The sequence below is a fragment of the Pseudomonas sp. BF-R-24 genome (assembly GCF_019947335.1).
In the GTDB taxonomy this organism is placed as follows: domain Bacteria; phylum Pseudomonadota; class Gammaproteobacteria; order Pseudomonadales; family Pseudomonadaceae; genus Aquipseudomonas; species Aquipseudomonas jessenii.
In genome coordinates this window covers 1-16516 of sequence record NZ_JAGYGG010000016.1, presented here as the reverse complement: position 1 = coordinate 16516, position 16516 = coordinate 1, and the positions used below count along the sequence as shown (strand labels likewise).

The window sequence follows — 16516 nt, the reverse complement described above, 5'->3', positions numbered from 1 at the left end:
ATGCGTTCATCGTTTGCTACAGGCTCAAGCGCCCGCGCAACAGTTTCGCCATCTCCTCCAGGTCCGCCATCGGCTGATGCCCGATCAGCATCCAGGCGTGTTCCATGTCAGCCCAATACACGATGTTCAGTTCGCGCCGCTGTTCCCGGGCGAAATGGCGGCTGCCGCTGTTGGAGCGGGTAACACACAGCGCCATGGGGCCGTGGGCCGGATCGAGGTAGGTGATCTGGGCGATGGGTGCACCGTCGTACTCGAGGATTTGCGCGCGCCTGAACTCGACGCGGGGCAGGCTCAGTTTTGCCGGCGCGAGGTTGAGGCCCAGACGCGCATCGATCGTGCGCAGTTGTGCCCGTTGGGCAGCTTCATCGCCGGGCAGGTGATCCAGGGTTTCCGGCACATAGAGCGCCATGTAATCGGCCACCAGGCCGCGCCAGCTATGTGACTGTCGGCTCGCTTGCCAGCCGAGGAACAAACGGTCCGCCAGCACGCCGCCGGCCAACAGCCCGGCCGCGGCGGCCAGGAACCAGCGTCGATTGAGCCCGGGGCGGGCGGGTGAGGGCATTGTGGCGAGCATGGTTTGCAGGCGATCGACCGGCGCCTGTCGGGCCAGTTCATCGTAGGCGTCCTTGAACGGCAGGCTGCTGCGATCCAGCCATTGCAGGCGCAGGCCGAGCATCGGGTCGGCGCTGATGGCCGCGTCGATGCGCGAGCGCTGCTCGGCATCGAGTTGGTTGTCGAGGTAAGCCACCAGTTGTTCGTCCGAGGGTATCGCGTTCATCAATGTTCTCCTCGGTTAGGGGTGGGCACCGTGTGCAACGGTGGATATTCGGCCAGTTTCGCCCGAGCGGCGGCCAGGCGACTCATGACGGTGCCGATGGGCACTTGCAGCACCTCGGCGACTTCGCGGTAGGACAAGCCTTCGACATAGGCGAGAAACACCGTTTCGCGCTGGGCCTCGGGCAAGGCATCGACGCGGCGGATGACCTGCGCTGCCAACACGTGGGTTTGCGCCACGGATTCTCCATCGAACGACAAGGCCTGATCGGCGTCTACCTGGCCCTGCCCCTGGCGCACCCGCCGGGCGCGGACTTCGTTGAGCCAGATCGAATGCAGAATGCTCAGCAGCCAGTGGTCCATGCGCGTTCCCTGCACGTATTGCCCGGCCCGTTCCAGCGCCCGCAGGCAAGTGGCTTGCACCAGGTCATCGGCGACATGCCGTTGCCGGGACAGCAGCAGGCCGTAGCGCCATAAACGCGCCAGATGCTGGTTCAGTTCCGTTCGTATTGCCTGATCGCTGGCGATGGCGACCTCCGTCCGCTCGGGTTGTCAGGTTTTCGATGAACCGTTGATGGCTTCGGCCAGGTCCTGGTACTCCTCGCATTGAGTACTGCCACAGATGGATTCGATCTGCCGCAGTTGCTCCTGTGCAAGATCCAGCCGGCCTTTGACCACATAGGCTTCGCCGAGGTATTCGCGGACCTGCGCATATTGCGGGTCTAGTTTCACCGATTGCAGGTAATAGCCGATGCCTTCGTCGGTACGTCCCAGTTTACGCGTGGCGTAGCCGCGATAGTTCAACGCTTTTGCGGTATTTGGCTGTTTCAGCGTGTCGAGCAGGGCCAGGGCTTCTTCATAACGCCCGTCCTTGGCCAGTCGATAGGCATAGTTGGTACGGTCTTCGTCCGGCACCAGGCTACTGGTCTGCCGGACGCAACGTTTCGATTTGCTGTCGAACACCTGACCTTTCGGGCAGTTGGGTCTGATGGGCGCGTCGTCGTCCCCGCCACCGCCGTTGGCCAGGGCGAGGGAACCGGACAACGCAACGGCCAGCAACAGAGGGGGCGTCAGAACAGCAAAACGAATATTCATGGGCTTTGCTCCAGAGCTTCATGGGTTCAGATCAGGTCGCGTCCCGCCAGACGCAGTGCAAGGTTGATGTGACGAAAACACCGCAGCATGAACAATTATTCGTTATGTCCTGGCGGTGTTTTTCAAGGAAAGCTCATAGCGCAGCATTGTGTGCGCCGAAGATCCCTGTGGGAGCGAGCCTGCTCGCGAAGCGGAGTGTCATTCAACGGTGATGTCGACTGATACACCGCTATCGCGAGCAAGCTCGCTCCCACATTGGAGTGTCAGCCCAGCAAACGAATCGGAGCACCCGCCGACCAGGCCTGAATATCCTCAATCATTTGCGAGAAAAACAGCCGGTAGTTCTGTTGGCTCACGTACCCGACATGGGGCGTCGCCAGTACATTGTCCAGGGTCCGGAACGGATGGTGGGCGGGCAGCGGTTCCTGCTCGAAGACGTCCAGAGCGACACCGGCCAGCCGTTGTTTCTGCAGCGCCTTGATCAGCGCCGCTTCATCGACAATGGGGCCACGAGCGGTGTTCACCAGCAGCGCCGAGGGCTTCATCCAGCCAAGGGCTTGTGCGTCCACCAGACCGCGACTGCGCTCGCTGAGCACCAGGTGCACCGACAGCACGTCGGCCTGTTCGAACAGCTCCTGTTTGCTGACACGGGTCACACCGACCTGCGCCGCGCGTTCGGCGGTGAGGTTTTCACTCCAGGCGATGACACGCATGCCGAACACTTGACCGAACTGCGCGACTCGCTGGCCGATGCTGCCCAGACCGAGGATGGCCAGTGTCTTGCCATGCAAGTCGCCACCCAGGCCTTGTTGCCATTGCCCGGCGCGCAGGGCATTGGCCTCGACCACCAGGTTGCGGGTTGCGGCCATGATCAGCGCCCAGGTCAGTTCCGGCGCGGCGTGTTTGTAGCTGTCGGTACCGCTGACCTGAATGCCCAGCGCGGCAGCGGTTTTCAGGTCCAGGGCCGCGTTGCGCATACCGCCGGTCACCAGCAGCTTGAGCTTGGGCAGGCGCCTCAGCAGGTCTTCATCGAAGCGGGTGCGCTCGCGCATCACGCAGATCACCTCGAACCCGGCCAGGCGCTCGGCCAGGGATGAGGTATCGGTGGGGTAGTCATGGAGAAAACTTACCTCACCGACGCTGTCCAGTGCCGACCAGTCCACTGCATTGCGCGCCACATCCTGCCAATCATCGATCACTGCAATCTGCACAGGCATCAGCCTTTCCTCTTCAATGCACGGGGTTGGTCTTGCTCAGCCAGGCGAGCAGGGCCTGGTGGAATCGGGCCGGTTCTTCCATCTGCGGCGCGTGGCCCATGCCGGGGAATTCGACCAGTGTGGACTGGGGAATCATCCCGGCTACCTGTTTGCCGAGGACGTCGTAGTGCCCGATCTTCGCCTTGACCTCGGGTGGGGCGATGTCACTGCCGATGGCGGTGGTGTCGGATGTTCCGATCAACAGCAAGGTCGGCATCTTCAGGTTCTGGAATTCGTAAAACACCGGTTGCGTGAAGATCATGTCGTAGATCAGTGCCGAGTTCCACGCGACTTGCGTATGTCCCGGGCCTTTGTTCAGGCCGGCGAGCATGTCGACCCAACGATCGAACTCAGGCTTCCAGCGACCGCCGTAATAGGTGGTGCGTTCGTAGTTGCGGATACCCTCGGCACTGAGCTTGAGTTCGCGCTCGTACCATTGATCAACCGTGCGATAGGGCACACCGAGGGCTTTCCAGTCTTCCAGGCCGATGGGGTTGACCAGCGCCAGTTGCTCGACCTGTTCGGGGTATTGCAAGGCATAGCGAGTGGCGAGCATGCCGCCGGTGGAATGCCCCAGCAGGGTGGCTTTCTGGATGCCCAGCGCCTTGAGCAATTGCTGGGTGTTCGTCGCCAGTTGCTGGAAGCTGTACTGATAGTGCGTCGGCTTGCTGGAGGTGCAGAAGCCGATCTGGTCCGGGGCGATGACCCGATAGCCGGCGTCGCTGAGGGCTTTGATCGAACTGTCCCAGGTGGCACCGCAGAAATTCTTGCCGTGCATCAGCACCACGCTGCGGCCATTGGCCTTGCCGTGGGCGGCGACGTCCATGTAACCCATTTGCAGGGATTGGCCCTGGGAATCAAAGGCGAAGTGCTTGAGCGTGTAGGGGTAGTCGAAACCTTGCAACTCGGGGCCGTATTGCGGCCCTTCGGCGTGGGCGATGACGGGCAGGGCGGCGGTCAGCAACAGGCTGGGTAACCAGCGGGAGAAGGGGCGCGACATGGGAGAGCTCCATGGAAAATCCGCCTATGTTGGATCGACTCGATTAGGGCGGTATTAATCACAGGCAATCGCCGCCCCTGATGGTTCAACCCATCCAGCCCAAAGTCGCCAACGCAAGCACGCTGTAGCGGGCGCCTTTGGCCAGGGTGACGATCAGCAGGAAGCGTCCCAGCGGCTCGCGCATGACCCCGGCGACCAGCGTCAGCGGATCGCCGATCACCGGCAGCCAACTGAGCAGCAATGACCAATGGCCGTAGCGTTGGTAATGAAGCCGGGCCTTTTCCAGATGCCGGGGGCTCACCGGAAACCAGCGCCGGTCGCGGAACCGCTCGATCCCGCGCCCCAGCCACCAGTTGATTAGCGAGCCCAGAACGTTGCCGAACGTTGCCACCGCCAGCAGTGCCCAGAGCCAATAGCGATCGCTGAGCAGCAGTCCGACCAGCACGGCTTCGGATTGCAACGGCAGCAGCGTGGCGGCACCGAATGCCGCGAAAAACAACCCGAGATACGCACCGGACATCAATGGGCGGGGTAGTCCGCAACCACCACGTCAGTGCCGTCCTTTTTCAGGCCGATGACTTGATAGGCATCGCTCATGCCGTCCATTTCCATGCCGGGCGAACCCATGGGCATGCCGGGGGCCGCGACGCCCAGCAGATCGTCGCGTTTGCTCAAGGCCAGGACCTGGTCGGCCGGGACATGGCCTTCAACGAATTTGCCATTGATCAATGCGGTGTGGCACGACGCCAGCCGTGGCGGCACGCCGTGCTGTTGCTTGAATTCGCTCATGCTGGCTTCTACGTGGTCTTCGACCTTGAAACCATTGGCCTCCAGGTGGGTGATCCATTTTTTGCAGCAACCACAATTGGCGTCGCGATGAACCTCGATCGGAATGAGGTCGGCGGCCTGGACCAGGGAAGACATGAACAGGGCGCTCAGGGCGATCAGTCGCAGAGGGTTTCGCATGGAATTCGTCTCGGCTAACGGGCAAAAAAACGCATTCTGACCATTTTTTACGGTCAGGCGTTCAAGGAGTGTTTCGAAGTACTACAAAGATCCGCCGTTCGATGATGGTAGATCAACGCTGTCAGGCAGATGAGGGGCACATTACAAAATCGTCAGGTTGAAACGCCGAAGGTGCGTGTCTATGTGATCCCCGGGTTCAAAAAAGGTTCTTCACGCAATCCCGGGGAACACCGATACCTGTAGGAGCGAGCTTGCTCGCGATGGACTGGAGAGCGCCGCGGGGTGCCTGCCAACCAGCGTTATCGTTGACGACCATCGCGAGCAAGCTCGCTCCTACAGGGTTACTTTGAAAAGCGCAAAGTAACCAAACGCTCTTGCCCCTGACGCTCGGCCTCGTTGTTTGGTGGTGCACGCGTTCCCCTGCAGGAGCTGCCAAAGGCTACGATCTTTTGATCTTGCTTTTGCGATCTGGAGTTGCCCGGCCCGCTCAATTCATCGAACGGGCCGGCGACCCTTACCGGTCGAGCAGTTTCATGACTGCTTCCGGATAACGCAGGCCAGCGGTGGCATTCGTCGCAAAGACCGCTTGCAGCGCCCGGCCGGGCAATGACTTTTACCGAAAGGATTCAGGCCGTTGAACCGCTGTTAACGATGTGGGTAGTAACCTGGTCCGCCATGGTTATCGCCGCAATGAAGCCAAAACTCTTCATCGGCTGTAACATGAGACCCCGCTTGTAGCCACTTATCCCGAAACAGGGTAAGCGCTTGGCATGCGCGTCGATACAAACCGGATACATTTTCAGATTCAGGAACCCGCAATGACTCAGTCGCAACGTTTGAAATACTCGATTCTGATCTCTCTGGTGGTGCTGGGGATCATGTTTGGCCTTTCCTGGTTGCAGAACACCGGCGTCATCAGCGAAAAACTGTTCCAGTACATCGCCATTGGCGTGGCGGTGGTCGTGGTGGTCATCAATGGCGTGATGCGCCGCAAGGTCAAACTCTGATCATTCGATCATCGGTTGCGTAAAATGGCGGCAGCCTGGGGATGCAGGCTGTAGCTCTTGTCGGGGTTGAGGACAATCACCCCTTCGCTGCACAAACGCTTCAGCACTTCACGCACGCTGAGAAAGGACAGGGGAATATCCAGGTCCAGCAATTGGCTGTGCACGCCACGCACGCCAAGGCTGCGGTCGTTTTCGGCGGCCGTCAGCAGGGCATCGATGACTTTCAGGCGGATCAGACTGGTTCGAAGGCCAAAGCTTTTGAGCAGGACCCTGATCCGCTCGTTGCCGTGGCGATCGGTACGCGGCTCGAATACGCCGACTCCCATGGAAGTACCCTTTGGCGCGTTGCTACCGTCCGTTGGCAGTTGCGAGTTGTACATTGCAAAACTCCTTTCAGAGCCTGATCAGGAAAAAATGGGCGCTCTTACAGCATTAGACGTATGAGCAGCCCGAATCATGAAGGCTCGAATGTAGAAATTTTGTCGCCATCGCGTGATCAACCTGTCAGACCATGGGGCGTTGCGCAGTAATCTCTAAAATTTTTGTAGTGAGCTTCGTCCCTACAGGGAGGCCCGGTGCGCGTGGGTATGCGCAGCCGTGACCATCGTTTTTTCGATCAGGAGCGAGCGTGATTATTTCCAGCCAGTTAACCAGGTTGAGCCTGGCGGGTGTGACTCTGGGGTTGAGCCTGGGGCTGAGCCTTGCGGCGAGTGCGAGTGATACGCCTGCGCAAACGAGCGCCGAGATCCGCCGCACCGGTTTCGGCGTGCCGCACATCCGCGCCGACAACGAGCGCGGGCTCGGCTACGGCATCGGCTATGCCTACGCCCAGGATAACCTGTGCCTGTTGGCCAACGAAATCACTACGGTCAACGGTGAACGTTCGCGGTATTTCGGGCCGGATCAGTTCACCGTCGAAGAGCGCGAGAACCTGGTCAGCGATGTATTTTTCACCTGGCTGAACACTCCCCAAGCCGTCGCCGGTTTCTGGCAGGCCCAGACCCCGCCAGTGCGTGAGTTGGTCGAAGGCTATGTGGCGGGGTACAACCGCTCCTTGAGCGAACGTCGCGTCCAGGGATTGCCGCCGCAGTGCCAGGGAGATTGGGTGCGCGACATTACCACGTCGGATCTGGTCAAGCTGACCCGGCGCCTGTTGGTCGAAGGTGGCGTCGGCCAGTTTGCCGAAGCCCTGGCCGGTGCCACGCCGCCCCAGACCCTGGCCCGGGCGTCGAGCGCACAGGCGGCGTTCCAGGTGGCTGCTACGCGGATGCAGCGTTTTGCCCTGGACCGTGGCAGCAACGCCGTCGCGGTCGGCAGCGAGCGTTCCTTCAACGGACGCGGCATGTTGCTGGCCAATCCGCACTTTCCGTGGGTGGGCGGCATGCGTTTTTATCAGATGCACCTGACCATTCCCGGCAAACTGGACGTGATGGGCGCGGCGTTGCCCGGCCTGCCGTTGATCAACATCGGTTTCAATCAACATCTGGCCTGGACCCACACCGTGGATTCGTCCAGGCATTTCACGCTGTATCGCCTGCAACTCGATCCCAAGGATTCGACCCGTTACCTGCTCGACGGCCAGTCCTTGCCGATGGACAAGCAGACCGTGACCGTCAACGTCAGGCAGGCGGACGGGCAGGTCCGGACAATTTCCCACGAGGTCTACAGCTCGAAATTCGGTCCGGTGGTGCAATGGCCGGGAAAACTGGATTGGGATCATCAATACGCCTACAGCCTGCGCGACGCCAATCTGGATAACGACCGGGTTCTGCAGCAGTGGTACGCGATGAACCGCGCTGAAAACCTCAAGGATTTCCAGGCTTCGGTGCACGAGATCCAGGGCATTCCGTGGGTCAATACGCTGGCAGCGGACGATCAGGGGCAGACGCTGTACATGAACCTCTCGGTGGTGCCCAACGTCAGTGTCGACAAGCTGGCGCAATGCAGTGATCCGCGCGTTGGCTTGCAGATGATCACTCTAGACGGCTCCAACAGCGCCTGTGCCTGGGACATCGACCCGCAGGCTGCACAACAGGGTATCTATGCTGCGGACAAGTTGCCGCAATTGCTACGCAAGGACTTTGTCCAGCACTCCAACGACTCGGCATGGATGGCCAACCCGGCGCAACCGCTGACCGGCTATTCGCCGTTGATCAGCCAGGACAGTCAGCCACTGGGGCTGCGCTCGCGCTTTGCCCTGGACCGTTTGAGCGCGCTGGCCCAGGCCGGCAAGGTCGAGGCAGCGGACTTGCAACACATGGTCATGGACGATCGGGTTTATCAAGCCAGTCTAGTGATGCCGGACCTGTTGCAATTCTGCGCGGCTGATCTCGGTACCGATGCCAAAACGCTCGCGCCACTGTGCGCCAGCCTCAAGGCCTGGGACCGCAACGCCAACTTGGGCAGCGGTTTGGGCTTTGTGCACTTCCAGAATGTCATGGAGGCGTTGGAGTCGGTGCCGGACGTATGGCGTGTGGCATTCGATCCGCGGGATCCGCAACATACCCCACGGGGTCTGGCAGTCGATCACCCGCAGGTGGCGAAGGCGCTACGGGCAGCGATGCTGGCTTCGGCTGAGCAGGTCAAGGCGGCAGGACTCAAGCCGGACAGTCGCTGGGGCGATATCCAGGTGGTCAGCAGCGGCGGACAACAGACACCGATCCACGGCGGGCCGGGAACGTTGGGGGTCTACAACGCGATCCAGAGCGTACCGCGCAGCGATGGCAAGCGCGAAGTGGTCAGCGGCACGAGCTACCTGCAAGTGGTGACCTTTGACCAAAACGGACCGCAGGCCAAAGGATTGCTGGCATTCTCGTTGTCCAGCGACCCGGCCTCGAAGTATTCACGGGACCAGACGCAGGCCTTTTCCAGGAAGCAATGGAGCGTGCTGCCTTTCACCGAGCAACAGATCCTGTCCGATCCGGACTATCAGGTGCAGACGATCCGCCGGCAGGATGCAAAAGTGGCCGCGCAGTAAGGTAGTGGAGTTTTGCATGAACGCTGAAGGCCGCCTCCGCAAGGGTGGTGGCCTTTTCAGCTTTTCGGGGAGATTTGCGGAATCGCGTTGACCACCAGATTGCCGTTCTGATTACGGGTCAGGTAGACCGGCAGGACCCGCGGCAAGGACCTTACCAGGCCGTTGATCTCTTTGATGTTGTAGATGCCGCCGATATGGATCGAGCCGGTGCTGTGGTCAGCCACCATCAACGGTTTGTCCAGGTAGCGATTGATCAAGGGCAGCGCATCGCTCAAGGCCAGATCGTCGAGCACCAGCTTGCCCTGGCGCCAGGCCAGCGAGCTGTCATTGTCATAGGTCTGGCTGATGCGGGGAATGAAGTCGCCGCGGCGATAACTGGCCTGCATCGCCGGGCCAAGGCGCAAACCGTCGCCTTGCAGGTCGGCGTTGCTGCTGACCAGTACCGAACCTTCGATCAGGTTGACCTTGACCTGGTCTTCATACATCCAGACGTTGAATTGGGTGCCGGTCACGCGAATCCGGCCTTCGGCGGCCTTGACCACGAAGGGGTGGCGGGTGTCATGGCTGACCCTGAAGAAGGCTTCGCCTTTATCCAGCGTGACTTGTCGCTGATCCTTGTAGTTGCTGTACGTCAGCTCGCTGCCCAGGTTCAGCTCCACCTGGCTGCCGTCTTTCAAGGTGACGGTACGAACATTGTCGGTCGCTTCGAAATGCTGGTACGCGTTCGGTACCCAGCCCAGGTGCCAGCCGCCATAACCGGCCAAAGGCAGTGCCAGGGCACATACCGCCGCGGCAATGGCCAGGCGGCGCCACGGGGTTTCGGGTTGGCGGCGAACCAGCGGCACGACGGGTTCGGGACGAGGCAACTCGCCGGCGACATCCCAGATCTCCAGCATCGCTTCGTACTCGAAGGCATGGAGCGGATGCGCATCACGCCATTGCTCGAACGCCTGGCGCTCTTGCTCGGTGCAGTCACTGGCGTGCAGACGCATGCACCAATGCGCGGCAGCATCGGTGATAGCGTCGAATTCGGCTTCCGAAAGTGTGTGGTCGGTCATTGGCCCTTCCTGATTTCCTGCATTCTAACCTTGGGGGAAGTCTGCGAGAACATCAGTCATGGCATTTAACCATCAATGTGTTGTTTTTTTTCAACGCATCGCCTTTGGAACATCGGTTGTCGAATAAACAGTATCCATAGGGTGCGTGAAAAAAACATCAAGTCAAACACCGTTGTGCTGCGCAGACCCGCGGATCTGCGCGTTGTTACGCCGCGGTCAGGTTCCAGTGGTCGGAGTGACCGGCACCGGGTCCAGTTGCCGGCCCATTTCGCAGATCAAAAAGGCGATCGAGTCGGCATTGTGCAAAATGACATCGGTTCGGAACTTCGATTCCTGCCTGTTTAAAAAAGCTTCCCGTGCCTTATCCATGGTCTGGCTGCCCGTCAGCCGTAGAATCGCTTTACCGGTGTTTTTAGAACCCGGAATCGAATCCAGACTGATCCACTTTTGCAGTCCACTGTGCCAGCGTGCGAAAAGTTCCTCCTTCGGCGTCTCCATCGACAAGGCTCCTCGCTGGAAGTCCAGCTGCGTCTGTTTCATGGCTGCGCCATAGGCGGTAATCGGTGCCACCAGATCGCTGAACGGTCGCCTGGCCTCAAGGTATGCAATATCCACGGCCCCGGAAAACAGATGAGCGAACTCGTGGATCAACGTGGCGGCCTGGCTGTGGCCGTCGACGTTGAAGGGCTGGGTTAAACAGGATTTGTACCAGTCGAGTTGTTGGTCGAAGAATCTTTCGGTGAAATGCACATTGTGCTGCTGATCCTTGCCCAGGACAAATGCGATCATGTCGTCCCTCGGGTCCCGGCTTGAACCCACGACAAAACGTTGCGAGTTCATCCAGTCTAAATCGGGATCGACCAGCGCGTTGCAGATGGGAACGATGGCCTGTTTTATTTTGTCGATCAGGCCGTTATCGATCTGGCCCACACCAAAGAACCCTTTGAGGAACGTATCGAGCCGTGTGCCCGGGACGAGTTTGCGCAGTTGCACCAGGTTGTGCAGGCTGTTGAACGCATAATAACGAGCCATGTCGATGGCCTGCACGATCATGCGGGCTTTAGCGGGATGCTTTGCCCGGATTTCGTCCATCCCCCGGGCCTCGATGTTCAGGACCGCCCGGGAAACATAGGCGTTGGCAAGCTGGTTGTGCATTTTCGAGACGACTTTGCCGAAGTGAACGGTGTGCAGATCCGGGTCGATGACCAATTGTTTGTCAGGAGTAATCGTTAACACGGGGCCTTCTTCCCCGCCTTTGATCGTTCTCCAGACCGCTCCGCTCTTGTTCACGCCGTACACCTTTCCGGCAATGGCGGCGAAGGTTTTCTTGCTGCCCGCGTCCAGATAGGTGCCGTCAATGCTGTTTCTCACCAGGTCCTTGAGTTCAACTGTGGTTTCGAACGGTTGCAGCCGGGTGCGCATTGCTGCTGTCGACCGAATCTTCGACCAGGGTTGCGCGATCACGGGGGTGACAACCGGTGGAGCAACGGCTTCGCCGGTTTCCTGAGCGCTTTCGCCCCATCCTTCAAGTGACAGCCGGCCCAATGACAGGATTTGCGCCGCCCCGGCAATAAACTCGCGCAACGCGGTCATCCAATGATGGTCCTGCAAGGCTTCGGCCGAATTGAGGGCATCCTTGTAGGCCTTCCAAAGAAACTGCGCGTACGCGAGTTTGCCCGGCAGCAGGCTTGAAATGCGCTCGATGCCGGCACCGAACAGGTGTTTGACGGCCTCCCAGTCCGACTGACCGCTAGCGTGTGACTGGCTGGCGAGCATCTTCACCAACAGCTGGGTGTTGTCATGGAACAAATGGGTGAGCAGGTTGCCGCCGATGGGGTTGGACGCAAGGGTGATTTCGCTCGACTGGCCGACGGTGGACTCCAACAGGTTGCGAAACACCGTTTGCTCACTGTCCGGCAGGCGACGTATCAACATGTCCTGCAATGGCCCCGGTGTGTTGAGTGCCGAAACAACGCTGGCCTCATTGTCGAACTCAACGAAGGGTGAACCACTCGGGTGGTAAGGGGCATAGAGGATTTGTGGGCCTGCCTTGCCCGTGCCTGGGCCAATCAGGTACAGGCCCAGCGCCTTGACGGCGGCGGCACCGGTTGTCTTGATCAGTTCCAATGGTCGGGCAATGGCGTGGGCACCTTCTACGGTCGCCCGGGCGATGGCGTCCGGCATGTCGAATACTTGCCGAAGCAAATCGAAAGCGCTGTCGGAAAGCCGTTGCTGCAGTTTCAGTTCGTGTGCGTGTTGCAGCAGTTGCCAGGGCAGTTGCTTGATGAAGCGCAACATCCTGCTGTCCACGGCGGCCGCTTGATTCGACAAGCTGTCCGTGACCTGTTTGGCGTAGTTCTGCGCAATGTCCAGTGATCGCAATAGTTGGCGGACAGCCGCCTGATCCAGATTCCGGGGCAGCGTTTGAGTGGTTGCCGACCCGACCTTGAACCCTGTGCCTTGCGCAATGTTGACGTGCTGCAAGGCGAACTCGGTGAGGCTCCGGGCGGGGCCGACCAGGGCCAGGTCCGGGGTGATTTCGATATTGTCAGGGTCCGGCGCTGTTGCGGGGAAGCGGCTGGCGAGCAACGATTTCAGTGTTTCATGCACATACGACTTGAGGGGTTTGATCCCGTGTAAATAGTCTTTGTCCTCAACAACGCTGTGGCGGTATTGCTCCAGCAGTTCAAGGTGCAGTCGCTGCTCTTGCAGCGGAGCCATTCCCAGCCAGGCGGGCAGGGACTGCTGCTGGCTGATCGCACGGGCAATCGACGTGGCTCTTCCCAGGTTGGTGTTGAGGACCGTTGTGGTCAGGTCTTCAAGGGCTTTTCTCTGCTTCGTGTCGCTCAGGTCGAAAGTACGTACGTGTTCGCAGCGAGCCAAAAAATGCTCGATGGACGATTGCGCGACCCGTTCCAATACAGACCCTTCAATCAGCCGCAACGGTCCCAGTGAGTAGCGTTGGTGAAAGACGCGCTGGGCCGGGGTCAGGTTTTCCAGCAGCGCCAGGCGTTGCTGCGGCTCGAGCAGGCGGCGGTTCAGTTCCAGCCGTGCACGACTGATGGTGTCAAAGACTTCCAGGCCCTCGGCGGGCGTCCACAGGATCGTCCGGCCGGAATGCGAGGGATCGAGTCCGCCACGCTCGGTCACCAGCACACAATGGGCCAGGGGCAGGACATCCTGCTGGCCGGAGCGCTCCAGCGTCAACGAGTAGGCATCGGGGCGGAAACCCTTGAGTGACAAGCGGTTTTGCCGGTCGGGCTGGTCCGGGTTGAAGACTGTTTCGACAATGGCCCGATCCGCATCCCGCAGTGTTGCGCCAAGCACCCGCAGGCTGGCCTCGCCACGCAGGCCAACGGCAAGTGCATGGGCCAGGCGGGGTTTCATGTTTTCCAGATAGACCCGTTGCAAGGCCAGAGACGCAACCGGTTGTGCTGCAAAATCCGCGTTGATCAGTGTTTCGATGTCGCGGAAGGTTTTGACGAAAGCTGCCGCCGTATCGGCCAGCACTGTGGAGGGATGCTGATTGCCGGATAACACGGGACGTGTGCTCCAGCGTCCGCCGGCATCCAGCGTCAGCAGTCGCTCGCTGATCATCGAGCGGATATCCAGCGCCTTGTCGAACAGGGCGTGGATGTCCACGCTGCCGTCACTGTGACGGAACACCTGCAGGGCATATTCCATGTTCTGCCGTTGCTTGCTGATGATCCGGTCGAAGAGCTTGGGGAAGATCGCGCCGCCAATCACTTCCCCGGTCACATTCGGCCGGTCAAAACCAATGAAACGCTGGCGTTCATCCAGGCTCAGCAGACCATAGAGTTCATCCTCATGACCGGCCGCACTGAGTTTGCTCAGCACCGTATCGCACAAGTCCAGATAGTTCTCGAGCACCTGCAGGCCTGCGGTGGGCGTGTAGAGAAACGCATTGCCGGCGCTGACCATCAGTGAGCCGGCCAACTCTACATAGTTGGCCTGGTACTCCCACAGACGCACGGTTTCGACAGTCATAGCCTTGTCCGTCCGGCTGGCCGTCGAGATCAACGCGTGCAAGTCCTGGCTTTGCTCAGGGGTGATGATCCCGGCTTCGCGTTTGAGCAGCAGTTGTACCCGCGCCTGGTCGGCGATGGCCTGGCCGAAGAATTGGCGACGCGATGCGCCTTCGGTGCTCGCCGCAGCCCAGAAACCTTCGAGCTGCCCGACCAGCAGGCTGATCAGTTGGCGCGAGATTGTCGTGACGGCTGCTTCCCAGAGTGGCTGGTCGGCTTTTGCCGGGGACTTTCCCGGATGGGAAAATTCATGGGACTGCCCGGATGGCCAACGCTGATGGCGATAGTGCAGGAGTACCGCGTCACTCAGGGAAAGGGAGTTGACCCAGCGTCGCGCCGGATGGCTTTCGCCCGCTTTTTCTGGCGTTGTAGACAGGTAGAAGTTCACTTGGGTCCGGCTCTGATCCAGATCGGGGAAAGACGCTGCCAGCCGTTGACTCAGCAATGTGTCGAGCAGCGAGGTCAGGGACGGCAGCGCTTTCAATTCGTCGAGTAGGGCCTGGTCGTTAAGTTGCTGCTGGCTGGAGAGGGTGTTGCTCTGGTCTTCGAACACGTCACCGTCGATGGTTTGAAAGTCCAGCTCGATGTCGGCGGCGCCCACCACGGCCTTGCGTTGAGACAGCGCCATGAAGGCCAGCAGGTCGTCGTCTTCACCGGCCGCTTTGAGTTGCGTCACCAGCTGTTCGGTCAGGGCCCTGCGGTCGGCGAACTTTTTTATTCCCGCGTACGGGGTGTAGAGAATCACGCCATTGTCATCGGGCGTCGCGGTCAGCAAAAAACTGCCGACCAGCGCCACGGGTTCCAGTCCAGTGATTTTCAGCAGGATTTTCTTCGCCAGCATGGGCGGCGTCTGCTTGTCGCGCAGTGCCTGGGTGGCCAGTTCGATATGGCTGAACCATTCGAAGTCCCTTCGCGTCAGCCCGTGGGTTTGGCCAAGTTCACTCCAGAGACCGCGCGACATCAGCGCCTCGGGGAACAATAGCGGAGTTACTGGTGTAGACATCGTCGAGTCTCGTTCTAGGTGCCACTCAATGGCGCCTGTGGATTGAGCATCGAGACTAAAAGCCGGTGCGTTGACGCGGGTGGTAAATAGATAACGCACGGGTCGCGGGCGTTTGTGACAGGGATAGACCTCATCGACCCTGAGCGAAAGGTTGACAGTTCGCACGCCGCGCGTTGTTAATCGGCGGGTCTTTGTACGCTGTTGTTCCCTCCAATAATCAGTCTGGAGCTTCAGATGTCTGCGCCACACGATCACGCCTCTACCGCGGTCCCGTCACACCTGTCACTCGAAGCGCTGAGCGCTTTGCTGGAGAAGATTTTTCTGCGTCACGGTACGTCGGCCGAAGTTGCCCGGGTGCTGGCGCAAAACTGCGCCGGTGCCGAGCGCGACGGCGCGCACAGTCACGGGGTGTTCCGCATTCCTGGTTATGTTTCGACGCTGCAAAGCGGCTGGGTCAATGGCCAGGCCGTTCCGCTGGTCGAAGATGTGGCTTCAGGGTTTGTGCGGGTCGACGCCAATAACGGTTTTGCGCAGCCGGCCCTGGCGGCGGCACGCGAGTTACTGGTGCAGAAGGCCCGAAGTGCCGGCATCGCGGTGCTGGCGATCCGTAACTCGCACCATTTCGCGGCCTTGTGGCCGGATGTCGAACCCTTCGCTGAAGAGGGCCTTGTGGCATTGAGCGTGGTCAACAGCATGACCTGCGTGGTGCCCCACGGTGCCGACCGGCCGCTGTTCGGCACCAACCCGATTGCCTTCGCTGCACCGCGGGCCGAGGGCGGGCCGATTGTCTTCGACCTGGCCACCAGTGCCATTGCCCATGGCGATGTGCAAATTGCCGCCCGCGAAGGTGAACGCTTGCCGGAAGGGATGGGCGTGGACAGCCTCGGCCAGCCGACCACGGACCCGAAGGCGATTCTCGAGGGCGGCGCGTTGCTGCCTTTCGGCGGGCACAAGGGCTCGGCGTTGTCGATGATGGTCGAGTTGCTCGCGGCGGCACTGACCGGTGGCAATTTTTCCTTCGAGTTCGACTGGAAGAACCACCCTGGCGCCAAGACCCCCTGGACTGGCCAGTTGCTTATCGTGATCGATCCGGACAAGGCGGCGGGGCAAAGCTTTGCCGAGCGCAGCCAGGAACTGGTGCGGCAAATGCACGGTGTCGGCCTGAAGCGTTTGCCGGGCGACCGGCGTCATCATCAACGCGCCAGGTCACAGGTCAACGGCATTGAACTGGATGCCCGGACGCTGGCGAACTTGCGGGAGCTGGCGGGGGAGTGATCCGTTAGATACGCCGCAACCCCCTGTGGGAGCGGGCTTGCTCGCGAAGGCGGTGTGTC

At 60.2% G+C, this 16516-nt stretch carries 13 protein-coding genes; 3 read left to right on the top strand and 10 right to left on the bottom strand.

Going from position 1 to position 16516, the window contains the following annotated elements:
- Positions 1 to 16: 16 nt before the first annotated feature.
- The 7 genes from KGA98_RS14555 to KGA98_RS14525 form a co-directional block, all read right to left on the bottom strand.
- The gene (locus KGA98_RS14555) at positions 17 to 778 is read right to left on the bottom strand and encodes a transcriptional regulator (RefSeq protein ID WP_223502646.1); all 762 of its coding nucleotides are present in this window, start codon (positions 776 to 778) and stop codon (positions 17 to 19) included.
- Positions 778 to 1260 (bottom strand): RNA polymerase sigma factor, encoded by a 483-nt coding sequence (locus KGA98_RS14550; protein ID WP_371318492.1) that lies wholly within the window; start codon positions 1258 to 1260, stop codon positions 778 to 780. Before KGA98_RS14550 ends, KGA98_RS14555 begins: the two co-directional genes overlap by 1 nt.
- A 66-nt stretch (positions 1261 to 1326) precedes the next feature.
- Positions 1327 to 1869: a tetratricopeptide repeat protein gene (locus KGA98_RS14545; RefSeq protein ID WP_057714697.1), complete on the bottom strand. Its 543-nt coding sequence runs from the start codon at positions 1867 to 1869 to the stop codon at positions 1327 to 1329.
- A 263-nt stretch (positions 1870 to 2132) separates the two neighbouring features.
- Positions 2133 to 3086 carry a D-2-hydroxyacid dehydrogenase family protein gene (locus tag KGA98_RS14540; protein ID WP_223502645.1) on the bottom strand — a complete coding sequence of 318 codons (954 nt, stop codon included), beginning with the start codon at positions 3084 to 3086 and terminating at the stop codon, positions 2133 to 2135.
- A gap of 13 nt (positions 3087 to 3099) precedes the next feature.
- On the bottom strand, positions 3100 to 4125 hold the full coding sequence (locus tag KGA98_RS14535) for an alpha/beta fold hydrolase (RefSeq protein ID WP_223502644.1): 1026 nt from the start codon (positions 4123 to 4125) through the stop codon (positions 3100 to 3102).
- Between the two features lie 85 nt (positions 4126 to 4210).
- Positions 4211 to 4645 (bottom strand): YqaA family protein, encoded by a 435-nt coding sequence (locus tag KGA98_RS14530; RefSeq protein ID WP_154909127.1) that lies wholly within the window; start codon positions 4643 to 4645, stop codon positions 4211 to 4213.
- A complete protein-coding gene (locus KGA98_RS14525; RefSeq protein WP_150814035.1) occupies positions 4645 to 5091 on the bottom strand; it encodes a DUF411 domain-containing protein in 447 nt (148 codons plus the stop codon). The genes KGA98_RS14530 and KGA98_RS14525 overlap by 1 nt, the downstream gene beginning before the upstream one ends.
- Positions 5092 to 5909: 818 nt before the next feature.
- On the opposite strand from KGA98_RS14525, the gene KGA98_RS14520 reads away from it, so the two are divergent.
- Complete coding sequence (locus tag KGA98_RS14520) at positions 5910 to 6098, top strand: hypothetical protein (RefSeq protein WP_102670389.1); 189 nt, start codon at positions 5910 to 5912, stop codon at positions 6096 to 6098.
- Between the two features lie 8 nt (positions 6099 to 6106).
- Here the strand turns inward: KGA98_RS14520 and KGA98_RS14515 are convergent, their stop codons facing one another.
- The gene (locus tag KGA98_RS14515; protein WP_057714705.1) at positions 6107 to 6478 is read right to left on the bottom strand and encodes a hypothetical protein; all 372 of its coding nucleotides are present in this window, start codon (positions 6476 to 6478) and stop codon (positions 6107 to 6109) included.
- 248 nt (positions 6479 to 6726) lie between these two features.
- On the opposite strand from KGA98_RS14515, the gene KGA98_RS14510 reads away from it, so the two are divergent.
- On the top strand, positions 6727 to 9075 hold the full coding sequence (locus KGA98_RS14510) for an acylase (protein ID WP_223502643.1): 2349 nt from the start codon (positions 6727 to 6729) through the stop codon (positions 9073 to 9075).
- 56 nt (positions 9076 to 9131) lie between these two features.
- On the opposite strand, the gene KGA98_RS14505 is transcribed toward KGA98_RS14510, so the two are convergent.
- Complete coding sequence (locus KGA98_RS14505) at positions 9132 to 10133, bottom strand: FecR family protein (protein ID WP_223502642.1); 1002 nt, start codon at positions 10131 to 10133, stop codon at positions 9132 to 9134.
- Between the two features lie 216 nt (positions 10134 to 10349).
- On the bottom strand, positions 10350 to 15182 hold the full coding sequence (locus KGA98_RS14500; protein ID WP_223502641.1) for a dermonecrotic toxin domain-containing protein: 4833 nt from the start codon (positions 15180 to 15182) through the stop codon (positions 10350 to 10352).
- Positions 15183 to 15416: 234 nt separating this feature from the next.
- Between KGA98_RS14500 and KGA98_RS14495 the strand changes: the two genes are divergently transcribed.
- Positions 15417 to 16457, top strand: coding sequence for an Ldh family oxidoreductase (locus tag KGA98_RS14495; protein WP_223502640.1), 1041 nt, complete (start codon positions 15417 to 15419; stop codon positions 16455 to 16457).
- Positions 16458 to 16516 lie beyond the last annotated feature (59 nt).

Coding starts and splice junctions, on each gene's coding strand:
- KGA98_RS14530 (WP_154909127.1), bottom strand. CDS start 4,645: ATGTCCGGTGCGTATCTCGGGTTGTTTTTCGCGGCATTCGGTGCCGCC.
- KGA98_RS14555 (WP_223502646.1), bottom strand. CDS start 778: ATGAACGCGATACCCTCGGACGAACAACTGGTGGCTTACCTCGACAAC.
- KGA98_RS14495 (WP_223502640.1), top strand. CDS start 15,417: ATGTCTGCGCCACACGATCACGCCTCTACCGCGGTCCCGTCACACCTG.
- KGA98_RS14540 (WP_223502645.1), bottom strand. CDS start 3,086: ATGCCTGTGCAGATTGCAGTGATCGATGATTGGCAGGATGTGGCGCGC.
- KGA98_RS14525 (WP_150814035.1), bottom strand. CDS start 5,091: ATGCGAAACCCTCTGCGACTGATCGCCCTGAGCGCCCTGTTCATGTCT.
- KGA98_RS14535 (WP_223502644.1), bottom strand. CDS start 4,125: ATGTCGCGCCCCTTCTCCCGCTGGTTACCCAGCCTGTTGCTGACCGCC.
- KGA98_RS14500 (WP_223502641.1), bottom strand. CDS start 15,182: ATGTCTACACCAGTAACTCCGCTATTGTTCCCCGAGGCGCTGATGTCG.
- KGA98_RS14520 (WP_102670389.1), top strand. CDS start 5,910: ATGACTCAGTCGCAACGTTTGAAATACTCGATTCTGATCTCTCTGGTG.
- KGA98_RS14545 (WP_057714697.1), bottom strand. CDS start 1,869: ATGAATATTCGTTTTGCTGTTCTGACGCCCCCTCTGTTGCTGGCCGTT.
- KGA98_RS14505 (WP_223502642.1), bottom strand. CDS start 10,133: ATGACCGACCACACACTTTCGGAAGCCGAATTCGACGCTATCACCGAT.
- KGA98_RS14515 (WP_057714705.1), bottom strand. CDS start 6,478: ATGTACAACTCGCAACTGCCAACGGACGGTAGCAACGCGCCAAAGGGT.